Annotated in this window: 22 protein-coding genes; 4 read left to right on the top strand and 18 right to left on the bottom strand. The window is 46.3% G+C overall.

Going from position 1 to position 26,333, the window contains the following annotated elements; genetic code table 11:
* Positions 1–48: 48 nt before the first annotated feature.
* From ACFQ3W_RS05440 to ACFQ3W_RS05395, 10 genes are all read right to left on the bottom strand, one after another.
* Positions 49–1,395: an ABC transporter substrate-binding protein gene (locus tag ACFQ3W_RS05440; protein WP_379317437.1), complete on the bottom strand. Its 1,347-nt coding sequence runs from the start codon at positions 1,393–1,395 to the stop codon at positions 49–51.
* A gap of 44 nt (positions 1,396–1,439) precedes the next feature.
* Positions 1,440–2,234 carry an HAD-IIA family hydrolase gene (locus tag ACFQ3W_RS05435; protein WP_379317435.1) on the bottom strand — a complete coding sequence of 265 codons (795 nt, stop codon included), beginning with the start codon at positions 2,232–2,234 and terminating at the stop codon, positions 1,440–1,442.
* A 167-nt stretch (positions 2,235–2,401) separates the two neighbouring features.
* The gene (locus ACFQ3W_RS05430; protein ID WP_379317433.1) at positions 2,402–3,028 is read right to left on the bottom strand and encodes a glycerol-3-phosphate responsive antiterminator; all 627 of its coding nucleotides are present in this window, start codon (positions 3,026–3,028) and stop codon (positions 2,402–2,404) included.
* A gap of 150 nt (positions 3,029–3,178) precedes the next feature.
* A complete protein-coding gene (locus ACFQ3W_RS05425; protein WP_379317431.1) occupies positions 3,179–8,659 on the bottom strand; it encodes a glycerophosphodiester phosphodiesterase family protein in 5,481 nt (1,826 codons plus the stop codon).
* A 293-nt stretch (positions 8,660–8,952) separates the two neighbouring features.
* Positions 8,953–9,738 (bottom strand): TIGR00266 family protein, encoded by a 786-nt coding sequence (locus ACFQ3W_RS05420; protein WP_379317429.1) that lies wholly within the window; start codon positions 9,736–9,738, stop codon positions 8,953–8,955.
* 67 nt (positions 9,739–9,805) lie between these two features.
* Entirely contained in the window at positions 9,806–10,297 is a 492-nt protein-coding gene (locus ACFQ3W_RS05415; RefSeq protein ID WP_379317427.1) for a cysteine hydrolase family protein, read from the bottom strand.
* A gap of 147 nt (positions 10,298–10,444) precedes the next feature.
* Entirely contained in the window at positions 10,445–11,581 is a 1,137-nt protein-coding gene (locus tag ACFQ3W_RS05410; RefSeq protein ID WP_379317425.1) for a zinc-dependent alcohol dehydrogenase, read from the bottom strand.
* Positions 11,582–11,741: 160 nt separating this feature from the next.
* Positions 11,742–12,209, bottom strand: coding sequence for a hypothetical protein (locus ACFQ3W_RS05405; RefSeq protein WP_379317423.1), 468 nt, complete (start codon positions 12,207–12,209; stop codon positions 11,742–11,744).
* Positions 12,210–12,330: 121 nt separating this feature from the next.
* Positions 12,331–13,416 (bottom strand): AI-2E family transporter, encoded by a 1,086-nt coding sequence (locus tag ACFQ3W_RS05400; RefSeq protein WP_379317421.1) that lies wholly within the window; start codon positions 13,414–13,416, stop codon positions 12,331–12,333.
* Positions 13,417–13,469: 53 nt separating this feature from the next.
* Entirely contained in the window at positions 13,470–13,742 is a 273-nt protein-coding gene (locus ACFQ3W_RS05395; RefSeq protein ID WP_379317419.1) for a hypothetical protein, read from the bottom strand.
* A 178-nt stretch (positions 13,743–13,920) separates the two neighbouring features.
* On the opposite strand from ACFQ3W_RS05395, the gene ACFQ3W_RS05390 reads away from it, so the two are divergent.
* Together ACFQ3W_RS05390 and ACFQ3W_RS05385 are read left to right on the top strand one after the other, a co-directional pair.
* Positions 13,921–15,153 (top strand): aminopeptidase, encoded by a 1,233-nt coding sequence (locus ACFQ3W_RS05390; protein ID WP_379317417.1) that lies wholly within the window; start codon positions 13,921–13,923, stop codon positions 15,151–15,153.
* A gap of 214 nt (positions 15,154–15,367) precedes the next feature.
* Complete coding sequence (locus ACFQ3W_RS05385) at positions 15,368–15,943, top strand: RNA polymerase sigma factor (protein WP_379317415.1); 576 nt, start codon at positions 15,368–15,370, stop codon at positions 15,941–15,943.
* 88 nt (positions 15,944–16,031) lie between these two features.
* On the opposite strand, the gene ACFQ3W_RS05380 is transcribed toward ACFQ3W_RS05385, so the two are convergent.
* The 3 genes from ACFQ3W_RS05380 to ACFQ3W_RS05370 all read right to left on the bottom strand — a co-directional run bounded on the left by ACFQ3W_RS05380 (position 16,032) and on the right by ACFQ3W_RS05370 (position 18,523).
* Positions 16,032–17,312 (bottom strand): hemolysin family protein, encoded by a 1,281-nt coding sequence (locus tag ACFQ3W_RS05380; RefSeq protein WP_379317946.1) that lies wholly within the window; start codon positions 17,310–17,312, stop codon positions 16,032–16,034.
* Positions 17,313–17,626: 314 nt separating this feature from the next.
* The gene (gerQ, locus tag ACFQ3W_RS05375) at positions 17,627–18,049 is read right to left on the bottom strand and encodes a spore coat protein GerQ (protein ID WP_379317413.1); all 423 of its coding nucleotides are present in this window, start codon (positions 18,047–18,049) and stop codon (positions 17,627–17,629) included.
* A gap of 51 nt (positions 18,050–18,100) precedes the next feature.
* Positions 18,101–18,523, bottom strand: a complete 423-nt coding sequence (locus tag ACFQ3W_RS05370) for a cell wall hydrolase (RefSeq protein ID WP_379317411.1) — start codon at positions 18,521–18,523, stop codon at positions 18,101–18,103.
* Between the two features lie 270 nt (positions 18,524–18,793).
* Here ACFQ3W_RS05370 and ACFQ3W_RS05365 point away from each other — a divergent pair, with 270 nt between their 5' ends.
* Positions 18,794–20,116 (top strand): phytoene desaturase family protein, encoded by a 1,323-nt coding sequence (locus ACFQ3W_RS05365; RefSeq protein ID WP_379317409.1) that lies wholly within the window; start codon positions 18,794–18,796, stop codon positions 20,114–20,116.
* A gap of 95 nt (positions 20,117–20,211) precedes the next feature.
* Here ACFQ3W_RS05365 and ACFQ3W_RS05360 read toward each other — a convergent pair whose 3' ends face one another.
* The 4 genes from ACFQ3W_RS05360 to ACFQ3W_RS05345 all read right to left on the bottom strand — a co-directional run bounded on the left by ACFQ3W_RS05360 (position 20,212) and on the right by ACFQ3W_RS05345 (position 23,560).
* Entirely contained in the window at positions 20,212–20,631 is a 420-nt protein-coding gene (locus ACFQ3W_RS05360; protein WP_379317407.1) for a DUF2500 domain-containing protein, read from the bottom strand.
* Between the two features lie 220 nt (positions 20,632–20,851).
* Positions 20,852–21,037, bottom strand: coding sequence for a hypothetical protein (locus ACFQ3W_RS05355; protein WP_379317405.1), 186 nt, complete (start codon positions 21,035–21,037; stop codon positions 20,852–20,854).
* Positions 21,038–21,326: 289 nt separating this feature from the next.
* On the bottom strand, positions 21,327–22,631 hold the full coding sequence (locus ACFQ3W_RS05350) for a WD40/YVTN/BNR-like repeat-containing protein (RefSeq protein ID WP_379317403.1): 1,305 nt from the start codon (positions 22,629–22,631) through the stop codon (positions 21,327–21,329).
* 62 nt (positions 22,632–22,693) lie between these two features.
* The gene (locus ACFQ3W_RS05345) at positions 22,694–23,560 is read right to left on the bottom strand and encodes a polysaccharide deacetylase family protein (RefSeq protein WP_379317401.1); all 867 of its coding nucleotides are present in this window, start codon (positions 23,558–23,560) and stop codon (positions 22,694–22,696) included.
* A gap of 577 nt (positions 23,561–24,137) precedes the next feature.
* On the opposite strand from ACFQ3W_RS05345, the gene ACFQ3W_RS05340 reads away from it, so the two are divergent.
* The gene (locus ACFQ3W_RS05340) at positions 24,138–25,064 is read left to right on the top strand and encodes an L-lactate dehydrogenase (RefSeq protein WP_379317399.1); all 927 of its coding nucleotides are present in this window, start codon (positions 24,138–24,140) and stop codon (positions 25,062–25,064) included.
* A gap of 134 nt (positions 25,065–25,198) precedes the next feature.
* On the opposite strand, the gene ACFQ3W_RS05335 is transcribed toward ACFQ3W_RS05340, so the two are convergent.
* Positions 25,199–26,293 carry a DUF3900 domain-containing protein gene (locus tag ACFQ3W_RS05335; RefSeq protein WP_379317397.1) on the bottom strand — a complete coding sequence of 365 codons (1,095 nt, stop codon included), beginning with the start codon at positions 26,291–26,293 and terminating at the stop codon, positions 25,199–25,201.
* Positions 26,294–26,333: the final 40 nt, after the last annotated feature.

The following is a 26,333-nucleotide window of genomic DNA, read 5'->3' as shown; positions in this document are numbered from 1 at the left end:
CTCTGGAATCACTCGGCCGCAGCTCAAGCTTCTACTAAATTATCTACATTACTTGTTGAATGGCGCCAGAACTTGATCCGCTTCTTCCTGTGCTTTCTTCAGCGCCTCATCCGGAGTCGTGCTGCCGGTCAGAACAGCCTGCACCTGATCGCTCAAGATCTTCATAACCTTACCGTTGTTATGAGTGGACAGCTCGGCTGCCGCATGCTCCAGTTGATCACGGGCTACCAATGCCTGTGGGAAGTCTTCTACGTACTTCTTCATAAGCTCTGTTTCGTAAGCTGATTTTTTCACCGCAACGTAGCCGGTATCGATACTCCACTGAGCGGCCCGCTCGCTCTCCGTCATAAACGTGATGAACTTCCACGCAGCGTCCTGTTTTTGCTTGTCAATGCCTTTGAAAATATAAAAGTTGCCACCGCCTGTTGGGCTGCCATAGGTTTTGCGCTGTGGTAGGAAGGTGACGCCAAAGTCAAACTTCGCGTTGTTCTTCACATTCGTCAGGTTACCGGTCGTGTGGTACATCATCGCCGTTTTCCCTTCCAGGAAATCGGATGGTACGGTCCCCCATTCAGTTACGCCCTGCGGCATCACCTTGTCCTTCTGGGACAGGTCTGCCCAGAACTTAAGCCCTTCCACATTTTCAGGCGTGTTGAACATGACTTTCTTGCCGTCTTCCGTCATCAGATTTTTGCCGTTTTGAAGAGCAAAGGTTTGCAGCATCCAGTAGCCGTAACCTGTCACTGGAATCTCCAATCCCCAGCGGCCTTCCTTGGTCAGCTTCTTCGCGTATTCCCGCATTTCATCCCAAGTTTTCGGTGGCTGCTCCGGATTTAGACCAGCTTCTTTGAACATATCCTTATTGTAATAAAGCACGATGGTGCTGCGTTGGAACGGAATGCTGTACGTCTTGCCTCCGGTTTGCGAATTGGCCATAAAGGCGGGGTAAAAATCGTTCAGGTAAGCGTCGCCGCCTTCCCCAGCAATATAATCGTCTAGCGGAATAATGGCATCCATATCAAGTAGACTGTACAGCTCGGTCGATTGGAGTACAGCAATGTCCGGCGGATTTTTGCTCTGCACCCCAGCTTGGGTTTTGACCGCTGTATCGGCATAGCTGCCTGTATAAATCGGCTTGACCGTAATGTTCGGATTTTGCTTTGTAAATTCTTTAGTCATCTCTTCGATCACGCTGGAGAGCGGCCCGCCAACTGCAATGGGATAGTAGAACGTGAGTTCGATCTTCTCCTCCGATTGTTTTTTGTTGGAGCCGTTGTCGGTTGCAGAAGCGGATGCCGTTTCAGCAGGATTGTTGTTCGCTTTGGCACACCCGAATAACACAGAAAAACATAAAGTAAAGCAAAGCATCTTTAAAACATGGCCTTTAAAACGCATTAGATTCTCTCCTTTTAATAAATTGGTCTATTGCATTTGTATAGTTACGCCCGGACGAAGGCCAAAAAATCCTCCATCGTGTTCCATACATAATCCGGGCGGAGCTTTAAGCGTTCGATATCTTCTCTTGACGCGACCCCTGTAAGTACAAGGGCGGTTCGAAAGCCGCTCATGATGCCAAGCAGAATGTCTGTCTCCAGCCTGTCCCCGATCATGAGACAACGGTCTCCGGGAAGCCCACACCATTCCAAGACCTTAGCACTGTAAAACTCCGAGGGTTTTCCAATCACGACATGCGGCTCAACACTGCTGGCTGTTTCGATCGCTTTGACGAGTGACCAGGTATCTGGAAGAAGATCACCGGACACCGGGCAGTTTGGATCCGGGTTTGCCGCAATCAGGATGGCTCCATTTCGAACCGCAGTCATCGCATGATGCAGCTTCGTATAATCAAAATGCGTATCCATTCCGACAAGAACATGCGTCGCCTTGTGAGGATCCATCGTATAGCGAACCCCTTGCTCCTCGAGTTCGCGGGTTAGCGCCGATTCTCCGATAACAAGTACGACCGGGGATGTCTTGCTTTCTCTTAAATAGATCGCCGAAGCAAATCCCGCCGTCACAATTTCATCCAAGCTCGCCTGGAGTCCAAGCTCCTGCAGGCGAACCTGGCAGTCCCGCCGTGTTCGTACCGTTGTATTGCTTAGAAACAAAACCTTCTTACCGGATTCGCGCAAAAACTGCAGACTATCCGAAACACCTGGCAGCAGCTGATCACCTAGCAAAATCGTTCCATCCAGATCGAAAAAATAACCTTCATAGCTCCAAACATCCGGCAATCTTCCTGCAGCCCCTTTCTAAGCAAAGCAAAAAACCCCTTATCCAGATAAAAGAAATAGCGCGTGCTAAAAAAGCGCTCTTCCTCGCTGCATAAAGGGTTTTCTCCTCGTCTCGTACCCTTGCGTATTCATTTGTCCAAGCCTTAAGTACTGCTTCTATACTAGCCTTACTTTGTTATCCCTAAATTAACGGTAGATGAAATATCTGTTAATCGACTGCCGGCATGAATCATCGGCGTGTTCCAAAGCCGTTTATTCCCCATCGATACCGCACTCGCCCCGGCTTCAAGAGCAACATCTATTTCTTTGAAATCCTGAATCAAACCGCCCGCGATGATAGGCAGCGAGATGTTTGTCCGCAGTTCCCTGATCACACGGGGGATCAGTCCGGGCATAATTTCGACCGCATCCGGTTCGCTCTGCTCAATATTTTGAATTCCATGCTCCAGTGCTGAAGTATCGATCAGAAATATCCTCTGAATGGCTAGCAGACCATTCTTTTTGGCATGTTTCACAAAATGGCTCTTCGTTGAGATGATGCCGGTCGGTCCCACCTTCCGGGCAATGTATTTCATGACGATCGGATCGCCGCCCAGGCCCATAATAAAGTCAACATGCAGGAATACCTTTTTCCCCGCACGCAGTGCTTGTCCTACATAATCCTCGGCGGTTAATAAATCACCGATAAGTAAAAAGATCGTCGGTGATTCGCTTCGGCAGGCCGCTTCAAGATCCTCCGCCTTACGTACGGCGGGAATAATTTTTCGCTCTCCCCAGCAATCGTGCAATTTCATTGTCTCTCGACCGCCTCCCTTTCCCTTCCATATATGTTAGAAACATATTTACTTCACCTTACCAGACAATCATTGACGGAGTGTTAACTTGAATTGTAAAAAAAGTTTGCTTGAGTATTCATCCCAAGCAAACTTCACTTCATAAGTAGATTAGTTGATGAATAGAGCTTTGCTGAGCAACCGCTTAATCATCACAGCGGATTGAGCTCGGGTAGCATAACTGCTTGAACCGATTCTTTCTGCAGAAACACCTTCCATTAGGCCTAAGCGAATGGCTGCGGCCACTTCCACGCTTGACCAGGTTAAGCGGTCGCTATCTTTGTAGTGACTCAGCAGTTCTTTATCTTGTCCCGTGTCTCCTGCGGATGTATAGGCGCCTGCATAAGTCAATGCCCGGATGGTCATTGCGGCGAGCTCCTCGCGCTTAATTGACTGCGACGGCCGGAAACTTCCATCCTTATAGCCGTTAATGATACCGGCTGCCGACGCTGAAGCTACATCTGTCGCAAACCATGATGAAGCCGGTACATCCGTGTAAGAAGCCAACGTTTTCGTTTGTACGTCCACTGAGCTCAGACCTAAAGCCCGAACAAGCAGAGCGGCAAATTCCGCCCGAGTAATCGAACGATCACCATCAAACCTTCCTTCACCTAGACCGCTGACGATCAGCTTGTTAGCCAGCAGCTCCACGTCCACCTGGGCCCAGTGATTCGCCATATCCGTGAAATGCTGGTACTTCTGAATGATCATATAAAGCCCATTACCATTATGCTTCATTTGTACCTTTGTCTTGTTTCCTTCCGTGGTGAAAACAGCTGGAACAAACCGAAGCTGCTTCGTTTCCGGTGAATACCATACTGCAGTTGCTTTGCGTGAATCGAGCGCTTGATCAAGCACCATTTCACGGATAACATAAGCTTGATCAAAAGCTACGGGCAGCGCTTTACCCGTCTTGCTCTTGGCGTGGATCTCAAAAAGCAGTGGTGCAGCGACTTGACTGCCACCTACTCCGGACAAGCTGCCTTTAGCGGCTGCCACCTCTTGATCGTTCGCCTTCTGAATTGTGATGGCGATCGTCATGTCGCTTACGCTGCCTCCCAGCTCTCTAGCAAGCGCTTCAAGCTTAAGTAAAGAGAGAGGTAAGCGGTATAGCCCATTCTCATTTGCAGCAACGAGCATATTGTCTTTATTCCGCGTAGCATCTGCCAATCCCGCCGCAGCCAGTTCCAGCTTGTCACCGGTAAATTTGACATCAAGCTGGTGATATTCTGCGAATGCTTTTTGCAGGGTAGCCGCATCCACTTGGCCTTGAACCGCTTGAATCGTATTTCCCGTTATCGTTGTATTGTTAGCGTTCGGGTCGGTTGGTTTAGCTGGAGTTTGTGGATTGGGTGTACCCGAACCGCCGGTTTGGTCTCCCGGTGTACTAGGCGGTTGACTAGGGCCTGTCTGCCCTCCCGCCACCTTAATGGTCACTGGTTCAGAGTAGATATCGTAGTTGTTGTTATCATCCATAGAAGCGGTATACCTCATTAAGAGATGGGCCGTTCCGGGGGTAACGCCTGTTACTTTCGTTCCGTTCACTTTCAAGCGATCCTGCCCGTCCAGCCAGACCAAATCCGGGCTGATCTTCGTCTCCGTCCCTTTGTAGGTCGTGACGATAGCCGATAAGTCGACGCTACCGCCGCTCTTTGTTTCATATATGTTCTTCTCCGCACGGATTGAATCGGCCCAATCGGCTGCCCAATGTGTATTGTCCGTCGTAATGGCAAAGACGCCAAACTTATACAGAGAGATGAAGTCAGCTTTGGAATTAATCGTCCAAGGCGAAACGATGAGTCCACGATGGTGCGCGGCTTCCAAGAAGTTTTTTCCCAATCCGTAGTATCCGACATTGAAAGTGGCATTCAGCCCCTGAACCTGCCTTAACGCATCCCGAAGCGACTTATTCGGATTGGACTCGTTCCCGCTAATGCTGCTAACCAAGAGACCTGCCGGCATTTCCGGCATAACTTGTCCCAGATAAGCTACCGCATCCGCGCTAAAGGACATAGAGTCGAAGAACGGCTCGGAGTTGGTCTCTTTAATCAACTTCACATACGCATCGACAACAGGCTGATCGGTTTGCTTGAGCTCCGCCATCAGCATAGAATTCCGCTCACGGACCAAATTGATTTGTTCCAGCAGCGTTGGAATTTTTACATCAGGAAATCCGTTTGGATGTGTCTTGTTTGCATTTAGTTTTTTAAGCTCCTCAAGTGTGTAATCTCGCACATGTCCCTTACCATTCGTAGTACGTTCCAAAGTCCCGTCATGGAGAATGATCAGATGACCGTCTTTTGTCAAATAGATATCATTTTCGATAAAATCGGCTCCATAATCGAGGGCCAGCTGATTTCCCTCAATCGTATTTTCCGGAGATAAGGCCGGGATTCCCCGGTGACCGATGATATATGGCTTGCGAATCAAGGTAGTGCCATGAGAGTACAGTTTATAGGCGTCATAGGCACTCTTTGGTGCAGAAGTCACAATTCCGTTTACTCCAGAAGTAATCATTTGGTGCAGGGTTAAGCTATCATTGGCCTGTTTAGCCTGCGAGTTGGCTGCCGCCCACACGACGATTAAACGCTTTTGTAAATAAGCTACCTGATCGCGGGTGATGGCATTCTGTGGGAGCAGAACAATTTTGGCTTTGCCCAGCGTTGTTTGCTTGCGGATATCCAACAGTTTTTCCTGTGAAAGACTGTTCACGGTACGGTAATCGACGATTCCCTGTATAAATGGATAAGCCTGTCTTACCCGTTTAACCAGATCCGGTGAATCAGACACAACAAAAGCATCTTCAATCGCTTGTTCCTTCAGGTAGCTGATCAGTTGATCCGCCGTTTGTTTATCAGTGACATAAAAAGCCGGAATCATCCTGTACTGGATGGCTTCCATGACTTTGGCTAAGTCCCCGAACGCCTGTTTCTCTGTCGGATCCGTGACCTTTAAACCGTTTTTCAAATGAAGGATCATCGTTGCGGGCATATTGGATTTATTTAATGTAGTTAATTGTTCCCTGCTTTCCAATTCCGTAATCACCGAAGGGGCCATAGCAATGCCAGTGTCCGGAGCTGCTACTCTCACGAACTTGTCGGCAGCCATAGGTGGCAGCGGATTTTGCTGTAAAACGATTTTGATATTGTCCACTTTCATTTTGCTGCCGTTCGCCTGCAGACCGATCCCGCCTTTGGCATAAGCGTCAGCACGATCGGTATCCACGATCAGCTTGTTGTCGATAAACTGCTGCACACGGTTACCATAAGCTTTTACGGTGTAATGATAAAGTTTGTCTTGGCTAATAGACTCGGTAAAAGCCCCTTTTTCCATGACGTTCCAGGCGCTAGCAGGCGTTCTTTCGGCAAATTCAATACCGTTGGATGCTGTAGCTTTTTGGCGTACTGCCATTTGATAGTATGGGTAGTCTCCTTTTTGAACCCGGTACATGATCGAATGCCAACGCGTCGGTTCATTGGCCGACAAATGGGTTATATCTGCTTCGATTTTGTAGTTACCGAAAAAAGCTAAATAGTCTGGCAGCAGCACTCTCGACGGATTGTCTGGGGAAGCTGACGCATCCAGGATGAAAGCTCCCGATTGTACAGCCGCTTTTCCTGGCGTTGCTCCTTCTTTTCTGCTCCAGCCCTCCGGCATTGCCCCATCTTGGGCACCGTCAAAGTTTTCCTGATACAGCACATAGTCTTGATCCGCCGCATCCTTGGCAACGACCCATACGTTGGTAGACACTCCGTCTTTGCTCACCTTAACCGGATATACGCCTTTTGCCGATACATTCATCACCCCGTCCTTGAAGGTGACGTTTCCGTGATCGGACAACCAGCTTGCATCACTCCCCGGAATCTCACCCGAGGTAAAGTTGTTGTAATCCGCCTTCAGCTTAATTGTGCTGAGATCAAGCAGCTTGTCCGTAACAGTCAAGAGATATCCATCCTTAAGACGGATTGCCGTCGTTTTGACGCCTGAAGCTGAGGCCGTCACGTTCATTTCCCGCGAAACCTCCAGGTTATCGAATACCGCTTTTATCGTGGTCTTGCCTTCTTTCAGCGGGAACAACTGGTTGTCTGTCACTTTAATGATGCTGTCGTCCGAGCTATAAAACCGAATTTGATTCAGCTCAAGCGGTTCCGTTATGCCGTCGGAGTAATAAACGCTGCCGGTTACGCTTAATGGTCCCGTCAACGCTTCGGCTGTATCAGGAATACCAAGATCAAGCCGATCCGCCGATATTCTCGTCACCTTCACGTTATCTAATGATACTTTACTATGGTCTGCCTGAAAGCCGATTTTCCCCTGTTTCTGCAAAACACCGCTCTCTCGAAATGTCTGGTCCATCACCAATGTGTAGGCAGCATCCTGCTCAGCCTTTACATAGGCTTTAACATTGTTGCCGTAGGCTCTCAGCTTCACCGAATAATCCTTGCCAACATCAAGCGGAGCGGGTAGTAAGCCTTGATGCAATGACTGCGTACCACCGTTGGAATCCCTTAAGAATAGTTCATAGGCGCCGTTTTGACGAATTGTGAATTGATGATAAGGAATCTTGCCATCGGCAGAAGCCCGAAAAACAATTGCTGCTGAGCTGCTGGGATCTTTGGCTTCCTCAAACCGCACATCCGTTTCGATTTCATAGTTGTCCCATTGAACAGGCGCGGCGATACGACCTTCTTGGCTTGTACTTATTCCATCTATTGTTAGATGACCACCATAAGTATCTTGAACGACCGTTATTGGAGTTGTCCCGGACTCGGGGTCGATGAACCATCCCGGCGGGATGTCCCCCGTTTTGTATGCTTCGAAGTCATCCTGCAGTAAAACCGGATTTGTCTCCCCCATGAACGGTTGGTCATCCGTTAAGTGAACCGTTCCGTAACCGGTGGTGTCGTTCCAGAAGGAGGTGGATTGATAAGCACTCCATACATGAGTCGCTTGTTTGCTAGCATCGGCGGCATCAAAGCGGTCTGTCACTGTTAGGTTCAAGCCAAACTGCTTGACGGCAGCCGGGTCAAAATTCAGCATATCCCAGGGGATCGCTACTTCCAGCGACCAACCTGAAGTCGTTTTCTGGATAGACCTTAGAATCCGTCTCTCGTCCTTGCCGTTATGCCCGTTCAGGGCTGCGCCAAAATGAAACTCTGGTGTTGTTGTTCCAGGCTGAAACACAAACCCTGCCTGCATATCATCGGGGGCAAAGGGAGCGGATTGATGCATCGTAGGATCAATAAAAAAGTTGATGTTGTCTAAATCAAACCAATATCCGCTTCCGGAACTAACAGGGATAGCGTCTTCAGCCTTCACACCGAAATATAAATATTTGTAATCCCAAAGCATCCCGAATTTCGATTCTTTAGAGGCCCCTTCCTCCGTTTGAACCGGAAGTGAGTGCTCGATGCTCCAGACCGAATCTTCCAGTCGGCCATCGATGACCGGGGCCGATAACGTCCTGTTTGCATTAAGTTCCGGCCTCACCTCCGCTGCAGAAGCCTTAGGAAGCGGTAAACCTACAATCAAGGACCCAGCTAACATGGACATAACTAGCGTGGTTGAAATGAGCTTTTTTAACCTTTTCACGAATCATTCTCCTTTTCCATGAAAATTCATTGCGATCCCAGGTGAAAATAGGAATCTATCAGCTTTCCCTAAGGCGGCAGCTCCTTTCCGGGGACACAAAAAATACCCTCCATCCATCACATAGGTCTGCATGCCAAATTAAATCGGCCGCTGTCCATTGATGCATCGAAGGGTATTCTCCACGTCTCGTACCCTATATTCAGTTGTTAGCTCACATTTACTTTACCAATGCTATATTATCTCCACATCAACCATAGATGAATAGAATGTAAATTAAAGGGTTGCCTCTTATCCTATCTTCCGTCCAGTAAATTCCCCAGGCCGCCTAAGATGCTGCCTTCATCCTTCCGTCCGGAATATCGCGAAGCCGAGATTACTCGATCCGCCATCCGGCTGAACGGCAGCGATTGCACCCAAACCTTGCCCGGACCGCGCAGTGTAGCGAAGAACAAGCCTTCACCACCGAACAAAGCCGACTTTACGCCTTTCACAAATTCGATGTCATAGTTAACCGAAGCTGTCATTGCAACTAAGCAGCCGGTATCTAGTCGTAGCACCTCGCCAGGCGCCAATTCCTTCTCAAGCACCAACCCGCCGGAGTGGACAAAGGCTAAGCCGTCACCTTCGATTTTTTGCATGATGAAGCCTTCACCGCCAAAAAAACCTGTCCCCAGCTTACGCTGGAATTCTATTCCGACAGATACCCCTTTGGCCGCGCAGAGGAAGGCGTCCTTTTGACAGATGATCTTGCCGCCTAGCATTTGCAGGTCCAGCGGTACGATCTTACCGGGATAAGGGGAAGCAAAAGTAACACTTTGCCGGTTGTAGCCGGAATTTGTGAATACCGTCATGAAGAGGCCCTCACCGGTGAGCAGTCTTTTGCCGGCCCCCATCAGTTTTCCCATGAGTCCCCCGCCTTGGTTGGTCCCGTCGCCAAAAATGGTCTCCATTCGGATGTCCTGATCCATCATCATAAAGCTGCCCGCTTCAGCAATGACGCTTTCCCCTTGATCCAGCTGTACTTCAACACATTGCATTTCGTTTCCAATGATTTTAAAGTCGATTTCATGTGCATTCATCGGCTTAACCTCCGCATTTTTAATTTTTAATGTTGTGAAACGAATAGCAAACGGGCCATTGACTTGACTAATTTTTCAGAACAGCTTCAATTACCGGATAAGATATAATATTCCGATCACGAATTACACCAGCAACCGCATCGGGGTGCTCGCCGATTATGCCATGCTGCAAAATAGCCGCCTTAAATCCTCTTTCTCGTGCTCCGTTGAAGGAGAAGGTTACGCAGTATTCTGCAGCAAAACCGCAGGCAATTACAAAATCGGTGTCTTGCTCTCGCAAAATTTGCTCTAGGTTTGTCTTCCAGAAAGCGTTGCTCCACTCCTTCGTAATACGTAAATCCGTCTCATCGATCCGAATCTCAGGAATTACCGCAAAATCAGGGGAGTCCTCGCTCCCGCCAGATTCTAAATCCTGAACGATAACTACAGGCCGCCCCGCCTTCCGAAACAGATCGGCCACGTAATTGATTACTTCACAAGCACCAGGTATTTTTGCTTGAGCATGAGGGCTAGTGAGTAGTCCCTGCTGCATGTCAATAATTAATAAAGCTGGTTTCATAAGTTCCTCCTTAATTTTAGAACACTAAATATGTACGTTTTTCCCATTATACACTTCGCTAAGGTTCGAAAGGAATCTGCTTTGTGACATCTATACGAGAAAAGGCAACTTTCGCTGCTGTTACGCTCGCGAGAGCTGCCTTTGATTTTATGGCTTTAGGATCACTTTAATGCAATCTTCCTCTTTATTATTAAATATTTTGTAGCCATACTCGCCTTCACTTAACGATAGTCGGTGAGTGATGATGTCGGTAGGGTCAAAGCGCCCATCCTGAATTTGCTTGAAAAGCTCAGGCATGAAATGAATGACCGGAGCCTGTCCCATCTTTAGAGTTATATTTCGCTCAAACAGGCGACCGAAAGGAAACAGATTATACGTTAGTCCATATACCCCTGTGACCTGTATAATCCCGCCTTTACGTACGACATCTACAGCAAACTGAAAGGCGCCTAGGGAGCCGCCCTGCAGCATCAAAGCCGTCTCAACCCGGTCAGCTATCGATTTCTTGGCATCCAAACCGACGCAGTCAATGACTACATCGGCCCCGCCCTGAGTAATCTCCTTCAAATGCTTCTCCAACTGCGCATGCTTTTCAAAGTTGAATGTCTCTACCTTATTCGTTCGCTTGGCATGCTCCAGCCGATACTCTACGTAATCGACAGCAATCACCCGCTTTGCCCCCTTTTGCCAGGCAAACTTCTGCGTCAGCAAACCGACGGGACCGCAGCCAAGCACAATAACCGTGTCACCCGGGCGTACTCCCCCGCTTTCTACGCTCCAGTAAGCGGTCGGGACGATATCCGACAGAAATAGCAGCTTCTCGTCCTCAATTTCCGCCTCCTTAGGGACCACAAACGGAACAAAATTGCCGAAAGGAACTCGCAGTAGCTCTGCTTGACCTCCCGCATAATCTCCGTACCGAGTCGAATAGCCGAAGTAACCGCCGGTATCGCGGGTTTGGTTGGCATTATCACATTGACTCTCCAGATGATGCTTGCAGAAGAAGCATTCGCCGCAGGCCACTGTAAAAGGTATTATGACCCGATCGCCTTTCTTTACGCTCGTCACCTCCGGGCCAACCTCCTCAACAATGCCCATCGGTTCGTGCCCTATAACATAATCATCATACATCCCGGGAACTTCCCCATTATAGATGTGCAGGTCAGAGCCGCAAATGGCGGTGGTGGTTATCCGAACAAGTACGTCGTCTTTCTTCTGCAGTACGGCATCGGGAACCTCTTTGACGCGTATACTTCGTTTTCCTTGATAGGTTACTGCTTTCAATTCAGGCGCCCCCTTTTTAGAATCGATACGTTAGGTTCATTGTTTGTAGAGGGCGAACAATTTATGAAAGAACAGTAAAAAAGATACCGTTTGTGCGTTGACTGCCCTGTGCACAAAGCGGTATCTTTCTACTCTCTGTTTCTCATCCTGATGTTTGATATTAACTGCATACTAATATGTCGCGGATTTGCTTGGCTTGCTCAATATACGGACCTTCTGATAGATTGTTGAATGCTAAATGCGTCGCTCTCAAACTAAGCAGTTGATCCCCTGACTTCAGGCCGAATTCCTTCCATGTCGACAGCGGCAACGTAAAGCAGCGATTTTGGTTCAGGTAGACCCAGCAAAACGTCCGTCCTTTAAAGGTTATCGTTTCTCCTTCGGGTATGGAGAACTGCTGAAGCTGTGGAAGGCTGGCGAATACGGTAGCAAGTGGCGAGTTCGCGACCAATTCTTTGCATACAACGCTAAATCCACGGTTCGTATTGCGTCCCGTCATCAAAATTATGTTGGAATCAGGGCTGATATGGTACTCCTGCAGGGCTTGCTCCGGCAGGTAAAACGATCCATCAGGAAGTATTTTACTCCAAGCATAAAAATACTTCCCGCCTTTGGCATTGACTGCCATGTTTATCATCCCCCGAGCTAATGATTATCTTATTTATTAGATTTATCATCGCGCATGGAGAGGGGCTGGAGATATGATTTTAATCACGCTTTCACGGAAAATGGAATAAAATTGAAATTGGCTATTGCGGCAATTCTTCCACTTTATCAGCAAAAAACAGCTTATAAAGTTTTATGACAATAATTTTTAACGACATGTAGACCGGAATAGCGAGAATCATGCCTAAAATGCCGCCGAAATCGCCTGCAATGAGTAGTAGAATGATCGTCGTCAACGGATGAATGCTTATCGTCTTTCCGTATATGTACGGAGAAATCAGGTTGCCTTCAATTTGTTGAGCGATCACAACAATGACAATAACCCAGAACACCATTGACGGTGAAACCGTGAATGCAACAATGACGCAAGGGATCGCACCTAAAAACGACCCGAAGTAAGGTATGAAATTAAACAAAGCGCCCACGATGGCTAACATTAGCGGGTAAGGAAGCCCGATTAGCCAAAATCCGATAAAGCACATCACCGCCAACATCATCGCACTTATCATCCGGCCAGCGATAAATCCTTTTAGCATACTGTCGATATCATGAATAACTTGCTCTCCATCGTGGCGGTATCGAGCTGGAACCATACGAACCAGCGATGGAGTTACCCGGTCGTCTTCTTTCAGCATATAGTAGAGGAGAATCGGAACTGTTCCTACTACGATTACGAACCCGTTAATAAAAGTGAAGACATGCGACAAGTACCCCGTAAATGTCTCAATGGCGGAATTCATATATTGCGTCAATTTGTCCATCAGTTCGGGGCTACCCTTGCTGGAAATCATAGAGAAATATCGATTACTGCGAATATCGTTCATTTGAGCCTGAAGGCTGTTGACCAACTTCGGCACGTTGTTGATGAACTCGAATATCTGCTTCTGCAGCGGCGGCCATACGATGATTAAGAATACCGCAATCACCCCGGCGAACAGGAGATAGATGAGCAGAATAGATAACATCCGGTTCAATCTTTTCTCTTCCAAAAAGTGCACAATTGGTCTTAATAAGTAATAAAGAAAACCGGAAATCGTCAGCGGAACAATCAGAATCTGTACAAGTGTAACCAAGGGGTTGAAAATAAAATGCACCTTGTTTAACAAGTAAATGATGGTCAGCAGCATGATGATGCCGAGCGATGTCCGGTAGAAAGGATGACGCAGCACTCGTCTCTCCCCTCCTTTCATTCAGCAATTATGTAGTTATATAAGTTAATAGCTTATTCCTCTGGGAGCGTGCCGAGAGCAGCGTTAAGCAGTGCATCAAACCATTCGTCATCTTCCTCAAGCCGCGCATCGACCGCGATAAACTGTTCCTCCATCCCGGATTCCCCAGCGTAATGCAGACTGTAATCCCAGTCATGCCCTTTCTTGCTGTAAAACGTAATTTCGTAACCCGCCTTATGTGATTCTACTTGAAAGACGGTTTTTCCGATATAGGAGCCATCCTCCTGTTTGTGCATTTCGGCCTCAACAATACTAAGTTCTTTCATGTTCATCTGACTCCTTTACCTAATTTGCAGACTACTTCTTAGTGTATCCCAACCTTACTGCAATATCGTAACATGTTTTATCCTAATATCAAGAACGAAGTGAAGGTATTACAAAAACATTTCATAATGTTGTATGATAGAAAAATAAACCATTTCAGAATAGGTGGAGGATTAAGAAATGTCCGATTTTCAAACGAAACTGGAGAAATACGCTGAACTGGCCGTCAAAATTGGCGTCAATGTGCAAAAAGGCCAGACCCTCATCATCAACGCAACAATTGATACCGCTGAGCTGGTACGACTGATTGTGAAACAGGCTTACGAAGCGGGAGCCCGTTTTGTCAAGGTTAACTGGAGCGACGATACTGTAACACGTCTTCGTTACGATATGGCCGCGGAAGAATCTTTCCTTGACGAGCCAAAATGGTATGCCGGTGAAATGACTGAATATGTAGAGAACGGAGCAGCCGTCCTGCACGTCATTTCCTCTGATCCCGACCTTCTGAAGGGCGTGTCGACACAGCGGTTAACTAATCATCAAAAGACGTACGGTAAAGCGATGAGTAAATACCGGGATATGCAAATGTCCGATAAATTCAGTTGGTCGATCGTTGCTGTTCCTTCCAAAACGTGGGCAGCTAAAGTATTCCCTGATCTTCCAGAGGATAAGCAAGTTGATGCACTTTGGGAAGCCATCTTCCGCACCGTTCGTTTAGATCAACCTGATCCAATCGCAGCATGGAGAGAGCATATCGTTAATTTAACCCAAAAATCAGAATACTTAAACGACAAAAAATATAAAAAGCTTCACTACAAAGCTCCTGGTACGGACCTTACCATTGAATTGCCGGAAGGTCATCTTTGGGTAGCAGCCGAAAGCCACAACGCTCAAGGAAATACATTCCTGGCGAACCTTCCAACCGAAGAAGTGTTTACCGCACCGCATAAGACTGGCGTAAACGGCACAGTGTCCAGTACGAAGCCGCTAAGTTACCGCGGTACGATTATTGACCATTTCTCTCTCACATTTGAGAACGGCCGAATCGTTGATTATAAGGCTGAAGTCGGAGCCGACGTACTCAAGCAATTGATTGAGCTCGATGAAGGTGCTCATTACTTGGGTGAAGTCGCTCTGGTGCCGCATAACTCTCCTATTTCCCAGTCCGGAATTCTGTTCTACAATACTTTGTTTGATGAAAATGCGTCCAACCACCTGGCTATTGGCAACGCCTACGCATTCAATCTGGAAGGCGGAAAATCGATGACAAAAGAAGAGCTCAGCGAGCATGGTCTCAATTCCAGCTTGACCCACGAGGATTTCATGGTAGGTTCTGCTGAAATGGACATATTTGGCGTTACTGCAGATGGAAAAGAAGAACCGATCTTCGCTAAAGGCAACTGGGCGTTTTAATCCGCTATATTATATACAAGCCAAACCGATGGAATGATTGCTGAACAGCGTCTTCCATCGGTTTGGCTTTTTTTATTGTATATTGGCGGGTTCTGGAAAATTTTATCGTTATATACTGGTAATTTGTTCCTTAAATCTCAATTTTGTAGTAAAATTAGTAGTATCATATCGTTTGATAGAATGAAGCTGCTGAAGTTAACGAGAGGGAATCAATATGCCAAAGCCGATAAACTGGCTGCTTAACGCCAATTATTTAGAACTCGCTAATCATATTCAAGAAGAAGTTTATTACGCTTATTATGAATTAGTCTACGGAACCATTTACATGATCGTTAAGGATCATCAAGCAACCGAAGATATCATTCAAGATGCCTTCCTTCAAGTAGTATGGAAAAAGCCTGTTTTTGAAGTGGAGAGCAGTATGCGAGCCTGGCTAAGAACGGTCTCCCGAAATGAAGCCATTAACTATATACGTAAAAATCAACGACACCGCTCACATCTTGACCCATATAGCCTCACAGAAGACATTTCCATAATAGCTTGGAGAGATGGCTCTGTTGAAGACGCCGTTGAACAGAAAATCATTGAAGAGTCCATTAATGCTTATCTTAAAAATGTAAAACCACAAGATCGTATGCTGCTCGAATACCGCTGGAAGCAAGGATTAAGCTATAAGGAGATAGGACAAAGGCTAAATATTTGTGAAAACGTCGTAAGGCAGCGGCTCTTTCGAACAAGGCAGGGGCTTCGCCAAATGCTGAAACGAGAATGGTTGCAAAACACTCCTTAGTTATCTCCTTACTAGTTAGAAATTAATAATGGCGGGGAGCCGTTACCGGCCCCCCGCCATTATGTGATCACATTTCCACTGCTATATATTATGCGCCTGCTTCCTCGAGCGGTATAAGCTGCTGTATGATTAATTTGACGCGAGAAATCCGCTTGTTGTCGGTTTCTTCCACCACATAAGTGCAACCATCATATTCAACAGTTTGCCCTACATAGGGTGGCATCACATCGATACGGGAGTACAGCCATCCTCCGATCGTATCGTAATCATCGGAATCCAGCTCCAGGTCAAACCTGTCGTTAATCGATTCGATCAGCATTAATCCATCGATCGAGTATTCATCAGGGTCTACCTGTTCTATGCCTGGACGCTCCTCGTCAAATTCATCCTGGATCTCGCCAACGATCTCCTCGACAATATCCTCCAGCGTTACCATGCCGGACGTTCCACCATACTCGTCGATCAGTATGGCAATCTGCGTCTTTCCCCTTTGCATACGCTTCATCAGTTCACTGATCTGAATCGATTCGGGGACGGCCATTATCGGACGAAGCAAATCACGTAAATTTCGAGTATTTGAGCGAATTAAATCTTTAATATGAATAAATCCGATAATATGGTCCTTATCCTGATTACAAACAGGATAACGCGTACGTGTGCCTTCTAAGGCGATTTCCAGGTTCTCATCCAGTGAGTGCTGGGTATATAGACAAATCATTTCAGTACGGGGAATCATGATTTCCCTGGCGGTCGTATCGCCGAATTCAAAAATATTGTCCACCAGCGACATTTCAGTGCTGTCAATCAGACCGTTCTCACTGCTTTCCTTCATCATCACCCGTATTTCTTCCTCAGTGTGAACCGAATCCTGCTCGGAAACCCGAGAAATGCCAAACAGACGAAGTAAAGCGGATGACAGACCATTCAGTACCCAAATAAACGGATACATAAGACGATAAAATACTTTCATCGGCCAGGCCAGCCATAACGTAATCTTCTCCGCCTTACGAACGGCAACGGTTTTTGGAGCTAACTCCCCTAGCACAATATGCATAATTGCAATCAATATGAATGCAACAGTTAATGAAGTAAAATATACGGCCTTCTCTCCAAATCCAATCCATGCAAACAAGGGATGGAGCAGCCGAGCAACGATGGGTTCGCCAAGCCAACCAAGTGCAAGCGAACTGAGTGTAATTCCCAGCTGGCAGGCCGATAAATAGCCCTCCAAATGGTTAAGCATATTTTTGACAATAACGGCGCTCTTACGCCCTTCTTCAGCCATAGCATCGATTCGTCCGCTTTTCACCTTAACGATCGCAAATTCTGCGGATACAAATAAACCATTCATTAAAACCAAAATCACCATTAGTCCTACTTGAAAAAGACTCGGTAAAGGGTCACTCAATCTTGTTCCTATCCTCGCTGAACATGCCGAGAATAGGTACACCTCCTTCGTGGTTTGAAATTATAAAGGTATTCCTGAACTGTCTCGATATAATGCAGCGTCAACTCCCCAATGGATCCATCTCCTTTTCCTTTATAATAAGAATCTTCATGATACTATTAATTATATTATTATACACTACACAGTCAAACGCTTCGGTATGACTGGCGTACTAGCATACCAAGCTTAAAAATAATAAACCCCTTTGAGTTAACAAAGGGGGCAGCTTCTGTATATTATCTGGGAGTGGGTGGTGAACCAATCGTTCCAGGATATTGATAAGCAAGCGGTTCGTTGAAGGTTGCGTAATCAAGATTGACCATTAGCAGAATGGTGCGTTGTCCGGTAGTCGGATCGCTAATAATAATATGGTCTCGACCGGCGGCCTCAAGTACACCTCTAAAAACCTTGGCATTCCATTCCCGATTGTTTTCATAGGTCATATAAAACGTCCCGACTTTTCCTAAGTTAAGACGCAATATGTTCTCAATATAGGACTGCTCGTATGTTGGAATTGCTGTAGGCACGACCATTCCGCCCGGTGTCATCGGACTCCCGCTAGGAACCAGCGGCGGCGTAGCTGCCGTTCCTCCGATTTGAACTGGATAAGTACTTTGTCCGGGTGGATAAGAAACCGTCCGGTAAGGCTGGTTAAACATAAAGAAATTCCTCCTTGTTCGTGATCTCTGATTTCTTTAATTTGCCTAGGACTAATAAACGGATGGGCAATCTGCAGGGGTAGGAGCAAAAAAGCAATGAGATTTAAAACGACCGGTATTGGTTTGATTGTACCAAGTGCCAGGACAACCGCCTGTTGGCTCGAAAAACCACAGTGCATTGGTCGCGGGGCGTACTCGCTCTCCGTTGATAACACGGCGTGCTAACCGGATTTCCGATTCGCGTGCTCTCTGGTAAAAGTAACCTTTTTGAGTCGCCTCAAATCCACCCGGAGACTGAAACACCATTCGCTTCATATCCCGAATATCCCTGAAATCGAGGCAATTGCCGAGAATTCGGTTGACTCCAACGTTGCCTACCATCAGCATGCCTTGAACCCCTTCTCCTTCCGCTTCAGCGCGCATGAGACGTGCAAGCAATTTTACATCCTCAGAGTTCGTCTTGATGACAGCCAATCTGCGTTCCTCCTCCCTCCCAACTTAACGCTACAATATATGTGCGATAGCCTATCCTAGTGTCTATTTCTTGGTAAAAATTCAGTGTCAATAACTTTTTAACTCAAGCTTTGTGAATCCGATTACAATATTGAACATTTAGTGACTATTTCTATGGACGCGCTTACACGAATAGCATATACTGTAAATGAATCAAATTTTTTTATAGCAATTGAGATTCAACCTAATAAAAGCGCTTCTGATTTAAAACCCTTTTAGGAGGTTCCCCACATGAAAATCGCAATCATCGGCGGTGGCCTTGCCGGGTTGACGGCTGCTGCTTACCTGTCCAGCGAAAGTGACACCGAAGGAACGGTGTTCGAACGAAGCCCACAGCTAGGCGGTCGGGCTTTCACTTATGAGAAGTCGGGTTTTACTTTGAACTATGGCGCCCATGCCGTGTATGGAATAGATAGGCATACGCTTTTGCACATGGAACAAGAGTTAAATCTGAAATTTCAAAGTAAGCAAGTAGATAAGCGCAAAGTGATGTACGCCAAGCACGGGCAGTTAACGCCAGCTCCGCTGGATTTCGTTAACATTGTAAAAACGGACGTACTGACGGCTACAGAGAAAATGAAATTCGTCGGGGAAATTGCTAAAATCATCGGGAACATACATCAACTAAAGCATCACCAGACATTAGGCGATTATCTGGACCACTCTCACGCCTCAGCGGACATCAAGGAGCTTTGGGCGCATCTCGTTTGCTCCAATTTCTTCATAGCGCCGGAGGACGCGCGTAAAGTGTCCGGTGCGGTGATCGCTGACTACTATCACAACCTGTTTCTTTCTCAGAAGCCAGTCAATTATATTCTGGGCAGTTGGGCCACGATAACCGATCAACTCATCGAGAAGATTAACGAGAACGAACATTGGGAAATTGCTCTGAAAGAGCCGGTGGAATCCATTACGATGGAGGACGGTAAATTTATACTTAACACAAAGGCTCGACAGCAGCTCGTTTATGATCAAGTCATTTTTGCCATGCCGGTTCAGCAAGCCGTAAAAATGCTTGAATCCACGCCTTGGATGACTTCATTAGAACCCTATAAGGAGAGTACGTCTACCGAGGTGCTTGTGTATGACATTGGTTTCTCTAAAGTCGTAGCTCGTCCATTCCACTACATCAGTGATATGGATAATAAAATGTTTATCAGTGATGTATCAGCGACGGATTATACAGTAGCCCCGGTGCATGGTCAACTCCTGCAGGGAATCGCCTACTTGAACGATGATTTTTCAGACGAGGAACAGAAAAAACAATATTTGGAGCAGAAGACGCAGCGCATGGAAGCACTGTTCGACACCTATTATCCGGGATGGCGAGATCATGTTGAAGTGAAACGCGTATCCAAAAAAGCCATGGTCTCCAGCGTTAAAAACATCCATGGAAATAAACTGCTGCCAACCCATTTACAGGGCGTACCGTTTTATTTCTGCGGCGATGGCTGTGTAGGAAAGGGCGAATTGGCCGAACGTGCCTTTTCAAGCGCCCGAACTGTTGCACAATCGATTTTGGCGAAGAAGGTTAACGTGAAAGCTCATTCGTAGGTTGACGTAACTCCAACCCCCTATATGAACAGAAGCGCCGAGAGGATGAAGTTATCGACCTCTCCGGCGCTTCTTTGTATGAGCAGCAGCTAGGGTTACAGCGAACCTGAAAACTCCCGGTACTCTTCCATCTCGGTTCTATAGGTTCTTCGGATTCGATCGAAGCTATGATAGCGTTGCCCTTGGAACGTTAGTTTTCCCTCGTCCCCCTCTGCGCATTGTCCATACTCCTGACCGCTTACCATAAATTCCAGGCGGTCTCCGCTTTCCACCTCAAAGGTAACATAATATTTGGTATCTGATCGATTGACCGATGTATCAATGTCATGCCGGTGAGATACTTCTGTTCGCTTGGCAACAATGATCGAGGAGACGGTAAGAACAGGTTGCTTGTTGTTGATCATGCTCCGCACGATCCCCTTCCCTGCCGATATAAGAACAATCCCTAACAAGACGACGAAAAGAATCGGTAAGGCCGTATTCATAACTCCGAACATTTCCAACCAGGACTGCATATGTATCCCTCCTTCAAAGAGGTGGTAATTGCTGCCACTCTCCTGCCTTTGCAATTAAGTATATGCCGTCCAAAAGGAAACTTGATATTCACTATATCGATAAAATATGTCACTCTTGTCCCAAAATATTGAATAATACAAAGGTAGTGGACAAATAAAAACCTCCAGCCCGTGGATGCGGACCGGAGGTTACGTAGACGCTGTAGTTGTATAATTTGAGCTAGGCATAATACTCAAGGAGCATTTGACGAGTTTCATCTGCGCCGTCTGCTTCCATTTCGTCTAATCCTTTTTCAGCCCAGCAAGCCTTGCACATTTCTTCTGTCGTACAAAGATGAGCGTCTTCACAAGTGTAGCAAAATTGCAAATAGTTACGGGTTACCGTTTCTTGAGTTGTTGTTTTCATCTTTCATCCACTCCGATCTCATCATTGGTTTTGAAATCTACTGTACTGTGTTTGTTGCTGTTGTTCCTTACAAGTTAAATATATCACAAAGTCTGATGAGCGCACGTGATAAATTTCACAAACTTATGAACATTACTAAAATTTTATCAAATTATGATCTCACCAAATAGCATGCTTCGGAGTACCCCCAATCATAACCTCGAAGCAGAAACGGCAGTCTGAGGCATGTTTCATGTCTTAGACCGCCGCATTTTCTAAGTTAATCACCTAAACAAGAAAGCCACAATTATTAAAGAACTTGCCAAGTCACTCCGCCGTCCTTAGTTTGCAGCAAGAGAGAGCGCTTCTGATCTTCCTTGGCAACCAGCAACCAGCCAACTTGCGAGGTAAAAAACTGTAGCTTCACGATTTCGGGATAATTGCGCAATGTACCCTTCAGTTTGCTGCTCTCTGGCAGAGGCCCCCAAGTCTTTCCTTGATCAACAGTGTGATATACGATGGAATCCAGAATCGTCCACCCCTCCTGGCTGTTCAAAAAGGTAGGAGCTAGTCCCTCATTGATTCCGGTTTGCCAAGATAATTGAAAAGCAGCAAATTGCCAATTGTTCCCAGAGTCCTTCGTAAAATAACCGTTGAATTTAGATGCATTTCCTCTACTACAGCCCACAGGAATCCAGCCTTCTTGATGATTACCTTGGAAAAAAGTAACATTTTTCACGTCAAACAAAGTACATTTCTTATATTTGCTAGGTTGAAAAAAATTATCTTTTCGCTGCCAATCCGCTCCACCGTCTTTAGTTACATACAGCGCTGGCTGTCCATCTTTAACGACATTAAAGAATCCCTCATTCTTATTGATGAACGAAAGAGACACAGCTACTCCATTATCGGGAAGCATGCTGCTTTTAGGAGAAGCTACTCTATTCGATGAAGCCGTATTACTGGTTATTGCCGGCCCCCACGTAGCGCCACCATCTTCAGTCTTGAATAACGTTCTCACCGAATGACCCGAATCGCTGTTATCTTCAGAAAGAATCCACCCGTTCTCAGCATCGGAAAAATACATTGCCGTTACCTGATCCGTCCCTGGAAAAGATGCGATCTTCCAGGTCGTTCCCCCATCCGACGTGCGCAGCACAATGGCATCTCCGGATCCAGCAGCGTTGCGAACGATCCAGCCATTATAAGGATCAATAAAGAAAATATCTTTGCCATACTCTGGGGTTCTAGGAAACTGCACAGACGCTGCAGGTGAAATATTTGTCCACGTTTTGCCGTTATCTTGCGTAATATACAGCCGGAGTTCACTCCGAGTGCATCCCCATGCTAGCCCCGTCGTTGCACTAAGCAGCTGAAAATCGGTGAGTCTCGTTTGAATTTGGTACTTGTTGCTTCCGTTTTGTGCAGCAGAGGCAGGTGCTTCGTGCTTATTCTCGGAAGACTCTCCCTGGTTAATCACCGTGATGGTCTGGCCTCCCTCAGGCGGTTCCTTCGCCACCTTTGAAGGCGCAGCCGGAGGCGGTGCGGACGAGCAGGCTGTCAGCAGCAAGCTGATGGCAAGAACGATTCCTGTGACCTTGCGCGACAATCTCAAAACGCGTTAACCTCGCTTTCAAAGTATAGTTGCGTAAAGAATATCAAACCTCTCAATCGCTATTACAAACGTGGATCTTTGCCGAAATTTACCGAAAAATGCTGATCAGGCTTATAGACGGCAAATGTATACCCTTTCTTTTGCAAATATTCGATAATTTGCGGAAGTACCTTAATGGTTTGAGCTTTCTCATGCATGAGAATGACCTCGACATCCCGGTGGGTTTGCCGCTTTACCTCCTTCACGATACGATCTGGACTATTCGGGTATTTCCAGTCCTTCGAATCCACGGTCCAATCCCACATTTTAAAGCCAGCTTTCGCAATATCACCACGAAAATTATAGCCGATCTCCGGCTTACTACCGTACGGCGCCCGGATGAGCGTAGGAGAATAGCCAAGGATCTGCTTCATCAACTTTTGCTCCTGAGTGAATTCTTTTATAAAAGCACCGGAGCCATCGCCGTCATACAGTTTCTTCTTACTGTGGCTCATGCTGTGCAGACCTACGTAATTTCCGGCTTCGTGACTGTCCCTCACAGCCTGCTCATAGCCAGAGAGCTGACGACCAACCATGAAAAAGGTGGCATGGACTTGATACCGGTTCAATATCTCTAAAATTTTTTCTGTATGTTTTCCCGGCCCGTCATCAAACGTTAAATACACAATTTTTTGCCCTTGCTCTTTCTTAGGCTGATTTGGGGCAACGACCGGTATTTGAGTAGATTTAGCCGGAATCTTCTTACTCTCCTCACCCGTATTATGTAACGGTTTGTTCGCCGACGACTGTTCTTGCTGAACTTGAGTCTCCTCTGTCTTCGGTTCGGCCGTTGTAGAGTCAGCAGTATCCTTCGACGCATTATCTTCCGTTTGAGGCGTTGATCCATCTCCCTTAACTACTTTCTTTACGGGTGAGGATTGTTTGTTCATGCTAGATAATTTTGATGAGATAACCTCTCCGGAAGTATAGGTGTGAGTGCGCCCACCTAAAAAATCGCCAACAACTATCACCGTTAATACTAATGAAACAGCCGATAGAAATACTGCTGTAAGGATGAGATATCTCATCTTACGATGGGCTCGAGCGCTTTTAACTCGAGGGGAGTTTCGCTTTTCACTTCTACTAATATACGACATAGTTTGCTATCACCGGTTTCCTCTCTCATTTCATATTACTAGAATAATACAAATTGAGAGATTCGTCCTTACAGAATGGTTACACTAGTGGTTACAAACTTATTTTATTTTTAATATAATAACATAATTATTATTATGTTAACTAGAAAATTGACGCCTTTCTTCTCTTTCACTAAATATTAAAACTAAAATTCCTACATTTTACTTTAAATTTTGATGATTTCGTGTAAAAATGAATAAGGTATTGTCCAGGCTTTACCAAACTAACATAACTTTACGTTTCCTTTCCTTAGATTGCGGGTATTTGGGTTAAGAACCTTTTCTTTAGCGTAATCTAAAGTTAGAAACAATTGACCAAGGAGATGAATTAATGAAAACTCAATTGCGTTCCAGCCGTGTTGTAATTATTGGAACCGGTGCAGTGGGATCTACAACTGCCTACACTTTAATGCTGAGAGAGCGGGTTTCGGAGCTTGTTCTCATTGATGCCAATAAAGAGAAGGCGCTGGGAGAAGCGCTTGATATGAACCACGGCCTTCCTTTTACCGGAGGTGTGAAGATTTGGGCTGGCGATTACAGTGATTGTGCCGATGCAGATGTCGTCGTCATCGCTGCAGGAGCTTCTCAAAAACCTGGTGAGACCAGAATCGACCTACTAAAAAGAAATGCCGTCATTTTCGACAGCATTATTCAAAACATCGTAAAATACAACGATCATGCGATTATTTTGGTAGCTACCAACCCTGTAGACATCCTTTCCTACGTTTCGTTTAAGAAAAGCGGATTTCCATCAAACCGCGTTATCGGCTCAGGTACCCTGCTCGACAGCGCCCGCTTCCGTTATTTGATCGGTCAAAACAAGAAAATTAACCCCCGCAGTATCCATGCCCATATTATCGGCGAACATGGTGATTCGGAGCTGCCACTTTGGAGTTTGGCTAATGTCGCAGGGATTGGCCTGGAGTTCTCTGATGAAGACCGTGAGGAAATTTACAACAGCACCAAGAACGCAGCTTATGAGATCATCAACGCCAAGGGAGCTACATCTTACGCAATTGCTCTGGCCCTAGACCGGATTATCGTATCGATTTTGCAAAATGAAGCTTCCGTGCTGAATGTCTCTACTCTACTCAATAATTTTAACGGGGTTTCGGATGTATATCTCGGCGTACCTTGCGTAGTAGACCGTACCGGTGTACGCGAAATTCTCGACCTGCAGCTTGACGATGAGGAATTGAAGAAATTTCATGAGTCAGCTAACAAACTAAAATCGGAAATTGCGAAGCTGGATTTGTAATATTCGCGGTTTTAAAAAAATAAATACAAAAAAGCGCTCAGCAGATGTGCAAATGCAGCTGGGCGCTTTTTTTGTTGAAAAGTGTCGATTTATTAAACGCATTAATTATTATATTTCATCTCATTAATTATCAATTAAAAAGGGACATCGTCGTCCTCTTCTTCTACCTTTTTCTCCAAAATGCGCTGGGCTACAACGGCAAAAGGCTCCGGCTGCAGAAGCTCTACCGGAGAGAACGCCTTGTCGAACGTAAAGGAATCCCCTTCTAGGATGACCGCATAGCGACCGTCTAATTTAGCAATGTGAATGTGGTCGCCGAAGTCGGCAAGCCTTCCCTTCACCAAGGTGTCCCCTATCCGAAACTTAAGCTCAATCTCCGGTTTAATTTCAACGATTTTTTCAGCAGCTTCAAAAACCTGCTCCGGCTCCCATTTATCCTGAATATCTCTCTTCTCGCTAGCCGCCCACAGCTCCAGCTCCTTTTCAACCTGCTGGCGCTCCTCCTCGTTCTCATCAGGCCACTTGGTTTCTACATACGTTTGAACGTATTCCATGACGTGTTCGTTAACGATTTCTGGAATCGACTGCTCATAGGTGACAAATCGCAAAAAGTCCTCAAAATACTTTGCGTGCGACGATTGATGGATCTTGAGCTCCCATTCATCAACCATACCTTCTTCCAGCATGTAAGGATATTGAATGGACTTCATATTTCGCGCACTAATCGCCATGTCAACTTGACGGATTAGGCTGCGTTCGTCAGAGATTCGGGCAATCTTTGGCTCAAAGTCGCATTTTAGTACGAATATGAACGGATCTTCCGAATATTTATCAAGTTCCGCTTGAACGACGATCAACGCACCACCGCGGACAGAGCTTGTGTCCAGATACCCGCGAACAAGATCATCGCATGCATTTTTATAGTCTTCCTTGTCGTCAGCCGCCCTTAGACGGGCAAACATATTAAAGTTCGGATTGCTGTCCAACTCGTAGCCGGGCTCCACTATGAACCGCCCGATTTTAGTAGGGGCCTGCTCTACGGCCGGGTTTTTGTCCACTTTCCGCTTGGCGACCCGGGTAAATTCCCCATCCAAAAACACCTTGATTTCACTATCCAAATACTCGTAACCATCCAATGTTTGGTAGTGTTTATAGCTTTTGTTGGTCTGCCCGTCCTTCCCCTCGACCTGAATTACAAAAAAGGATAAGTACTTTACCGTAAATTTCATTCATTGTAGCTCCTTCGATAGATAAGCATTGAGGAAAACA

The sequence above is a fragment of the Paenibacillus puldeungensis genome, from assembly GCF_042678945.1.
GTDB classification, from domain to species: Bacteria; Bacillota; Bacilli; order Paenibacillales; family Paenibacillaceae; genus Fontibacillus; species Fontibacillus puldeungensis.
Note: the sequence above shows the minus strand (reverse complement) of the source record. Positions and strands in the feature narration are given on the sequence as shown.

Coding starts and splice junctions, on each gene's coding strand:
- ACFQ3W_RS05440 (WP_379317437.1), bottom strand. CDS start 1,395: ATGCGTTTTAAAGGCCATGTTTTAAAGATGCTTTGCTTTACTTTATGT.
- ACFQ3W_RS05430 (WP_379317433.1), bottom strand. CDS start 3,028: ATGAAATTGCACGATTGCTGGGGAGAGCGAAAAATTATTCCCGCCGTA.
- ACFQ3W_RS05420 (WP_379317429.1), bottom strand. CDS start 9,738: ATGAATGCACATGAAATCGACTTTAAAATCATTGGAAACGAAATGCAA.
- ACFQ3W_RS05415 (WP_379317427.1), bottom strand. CDS start 10,297: ATGAAACCAGCTTTATTAATTATTGACATGCAGCAGGGACTACTCACT.
- ACFQ3W_RS05405 (WP_379317423.1), bottom strand. CDS start 12,209: ATGGCAGTCAATGCCAAAGGCGGGAAGTATTTTTATGCTTGGAGTAAA.
- ACFQ3W_RS05395 (WP_379317419.1), bottom strand. CDS start 13,742: ATGAAAGAACTTAGTATTGTTGAGGCCGAAATGCACAAACAGGAGGAT.
- ACFQ3W_RS05390 (WP_379317417.1), top strand. CDS start 13,921: ATGTCCGATTTTCAAACGAAACTGGAGAAATACGCTGAACTGGCCGTC.
- ACFQ3W_RS05385 (WP_379317415.1), top strand. CDS start 15,368: ATGCCAAAGCCGATAAACTGGCTGCTTAACGCCAATTATTTAGAACTC.
- ACFQ3W_RS05380 (WP_379317946.1), bottom strand. CDS start 17,312: ATGGTGATTTTGGTTTTAATGAATGGTTTATTTGTATCCGCAGAATTT.
- gerQ (WP_379317413.1), bottom strand. CDS start 18,049: ATGTTTAACCAGCCTTACCGGACGGTTTCTTATCCACCCGGACAAAGT.
- ACFQ3W_RS05365 (WP_379317409.1), top strand. CDS start 18,794: ATGAAAATCGCAATCATCGGCGGTGGCCTTGCCGGGTTGACGGCTGCT.
- ACFQ3W_RS05360 (WP_379317407.1), bottom strand. CDS start 20,631: ATGCAGTCCTGGTTGGAAATGTTCGGAGTTATGAATACGGCCTTACCG.
- ACFQ3W_RS05355 (WP_379317405.1), bottom strand. CDS start 21,037: ATGAAAACAACAACTCAAGAAACGGTAACCCGTAACTATTTGCAATTT.
- ACFQ3W_RS05345 (WP_379317401.1), bottom strand. CDS start 23,560: ATGAACAAACAATCCTCACCCGTAAAGAAAGTAGTTAAGGGAGATGGA.
- ACFQ3W_RS05340 (WP_379317399.1), top strand. CDS start 24,138: ATGAAAACTCAATTGCGTTCCAGCCGTGTTGTAATTATTGGAACCGGT.
- ACFQ3W_RS05335 (WP_379317397.1), bottom strand. CDS start 26,293: ATGAAATTTACGGTAAAGTACTTATCCTTTTTTGTAATTCAGGTCGAG.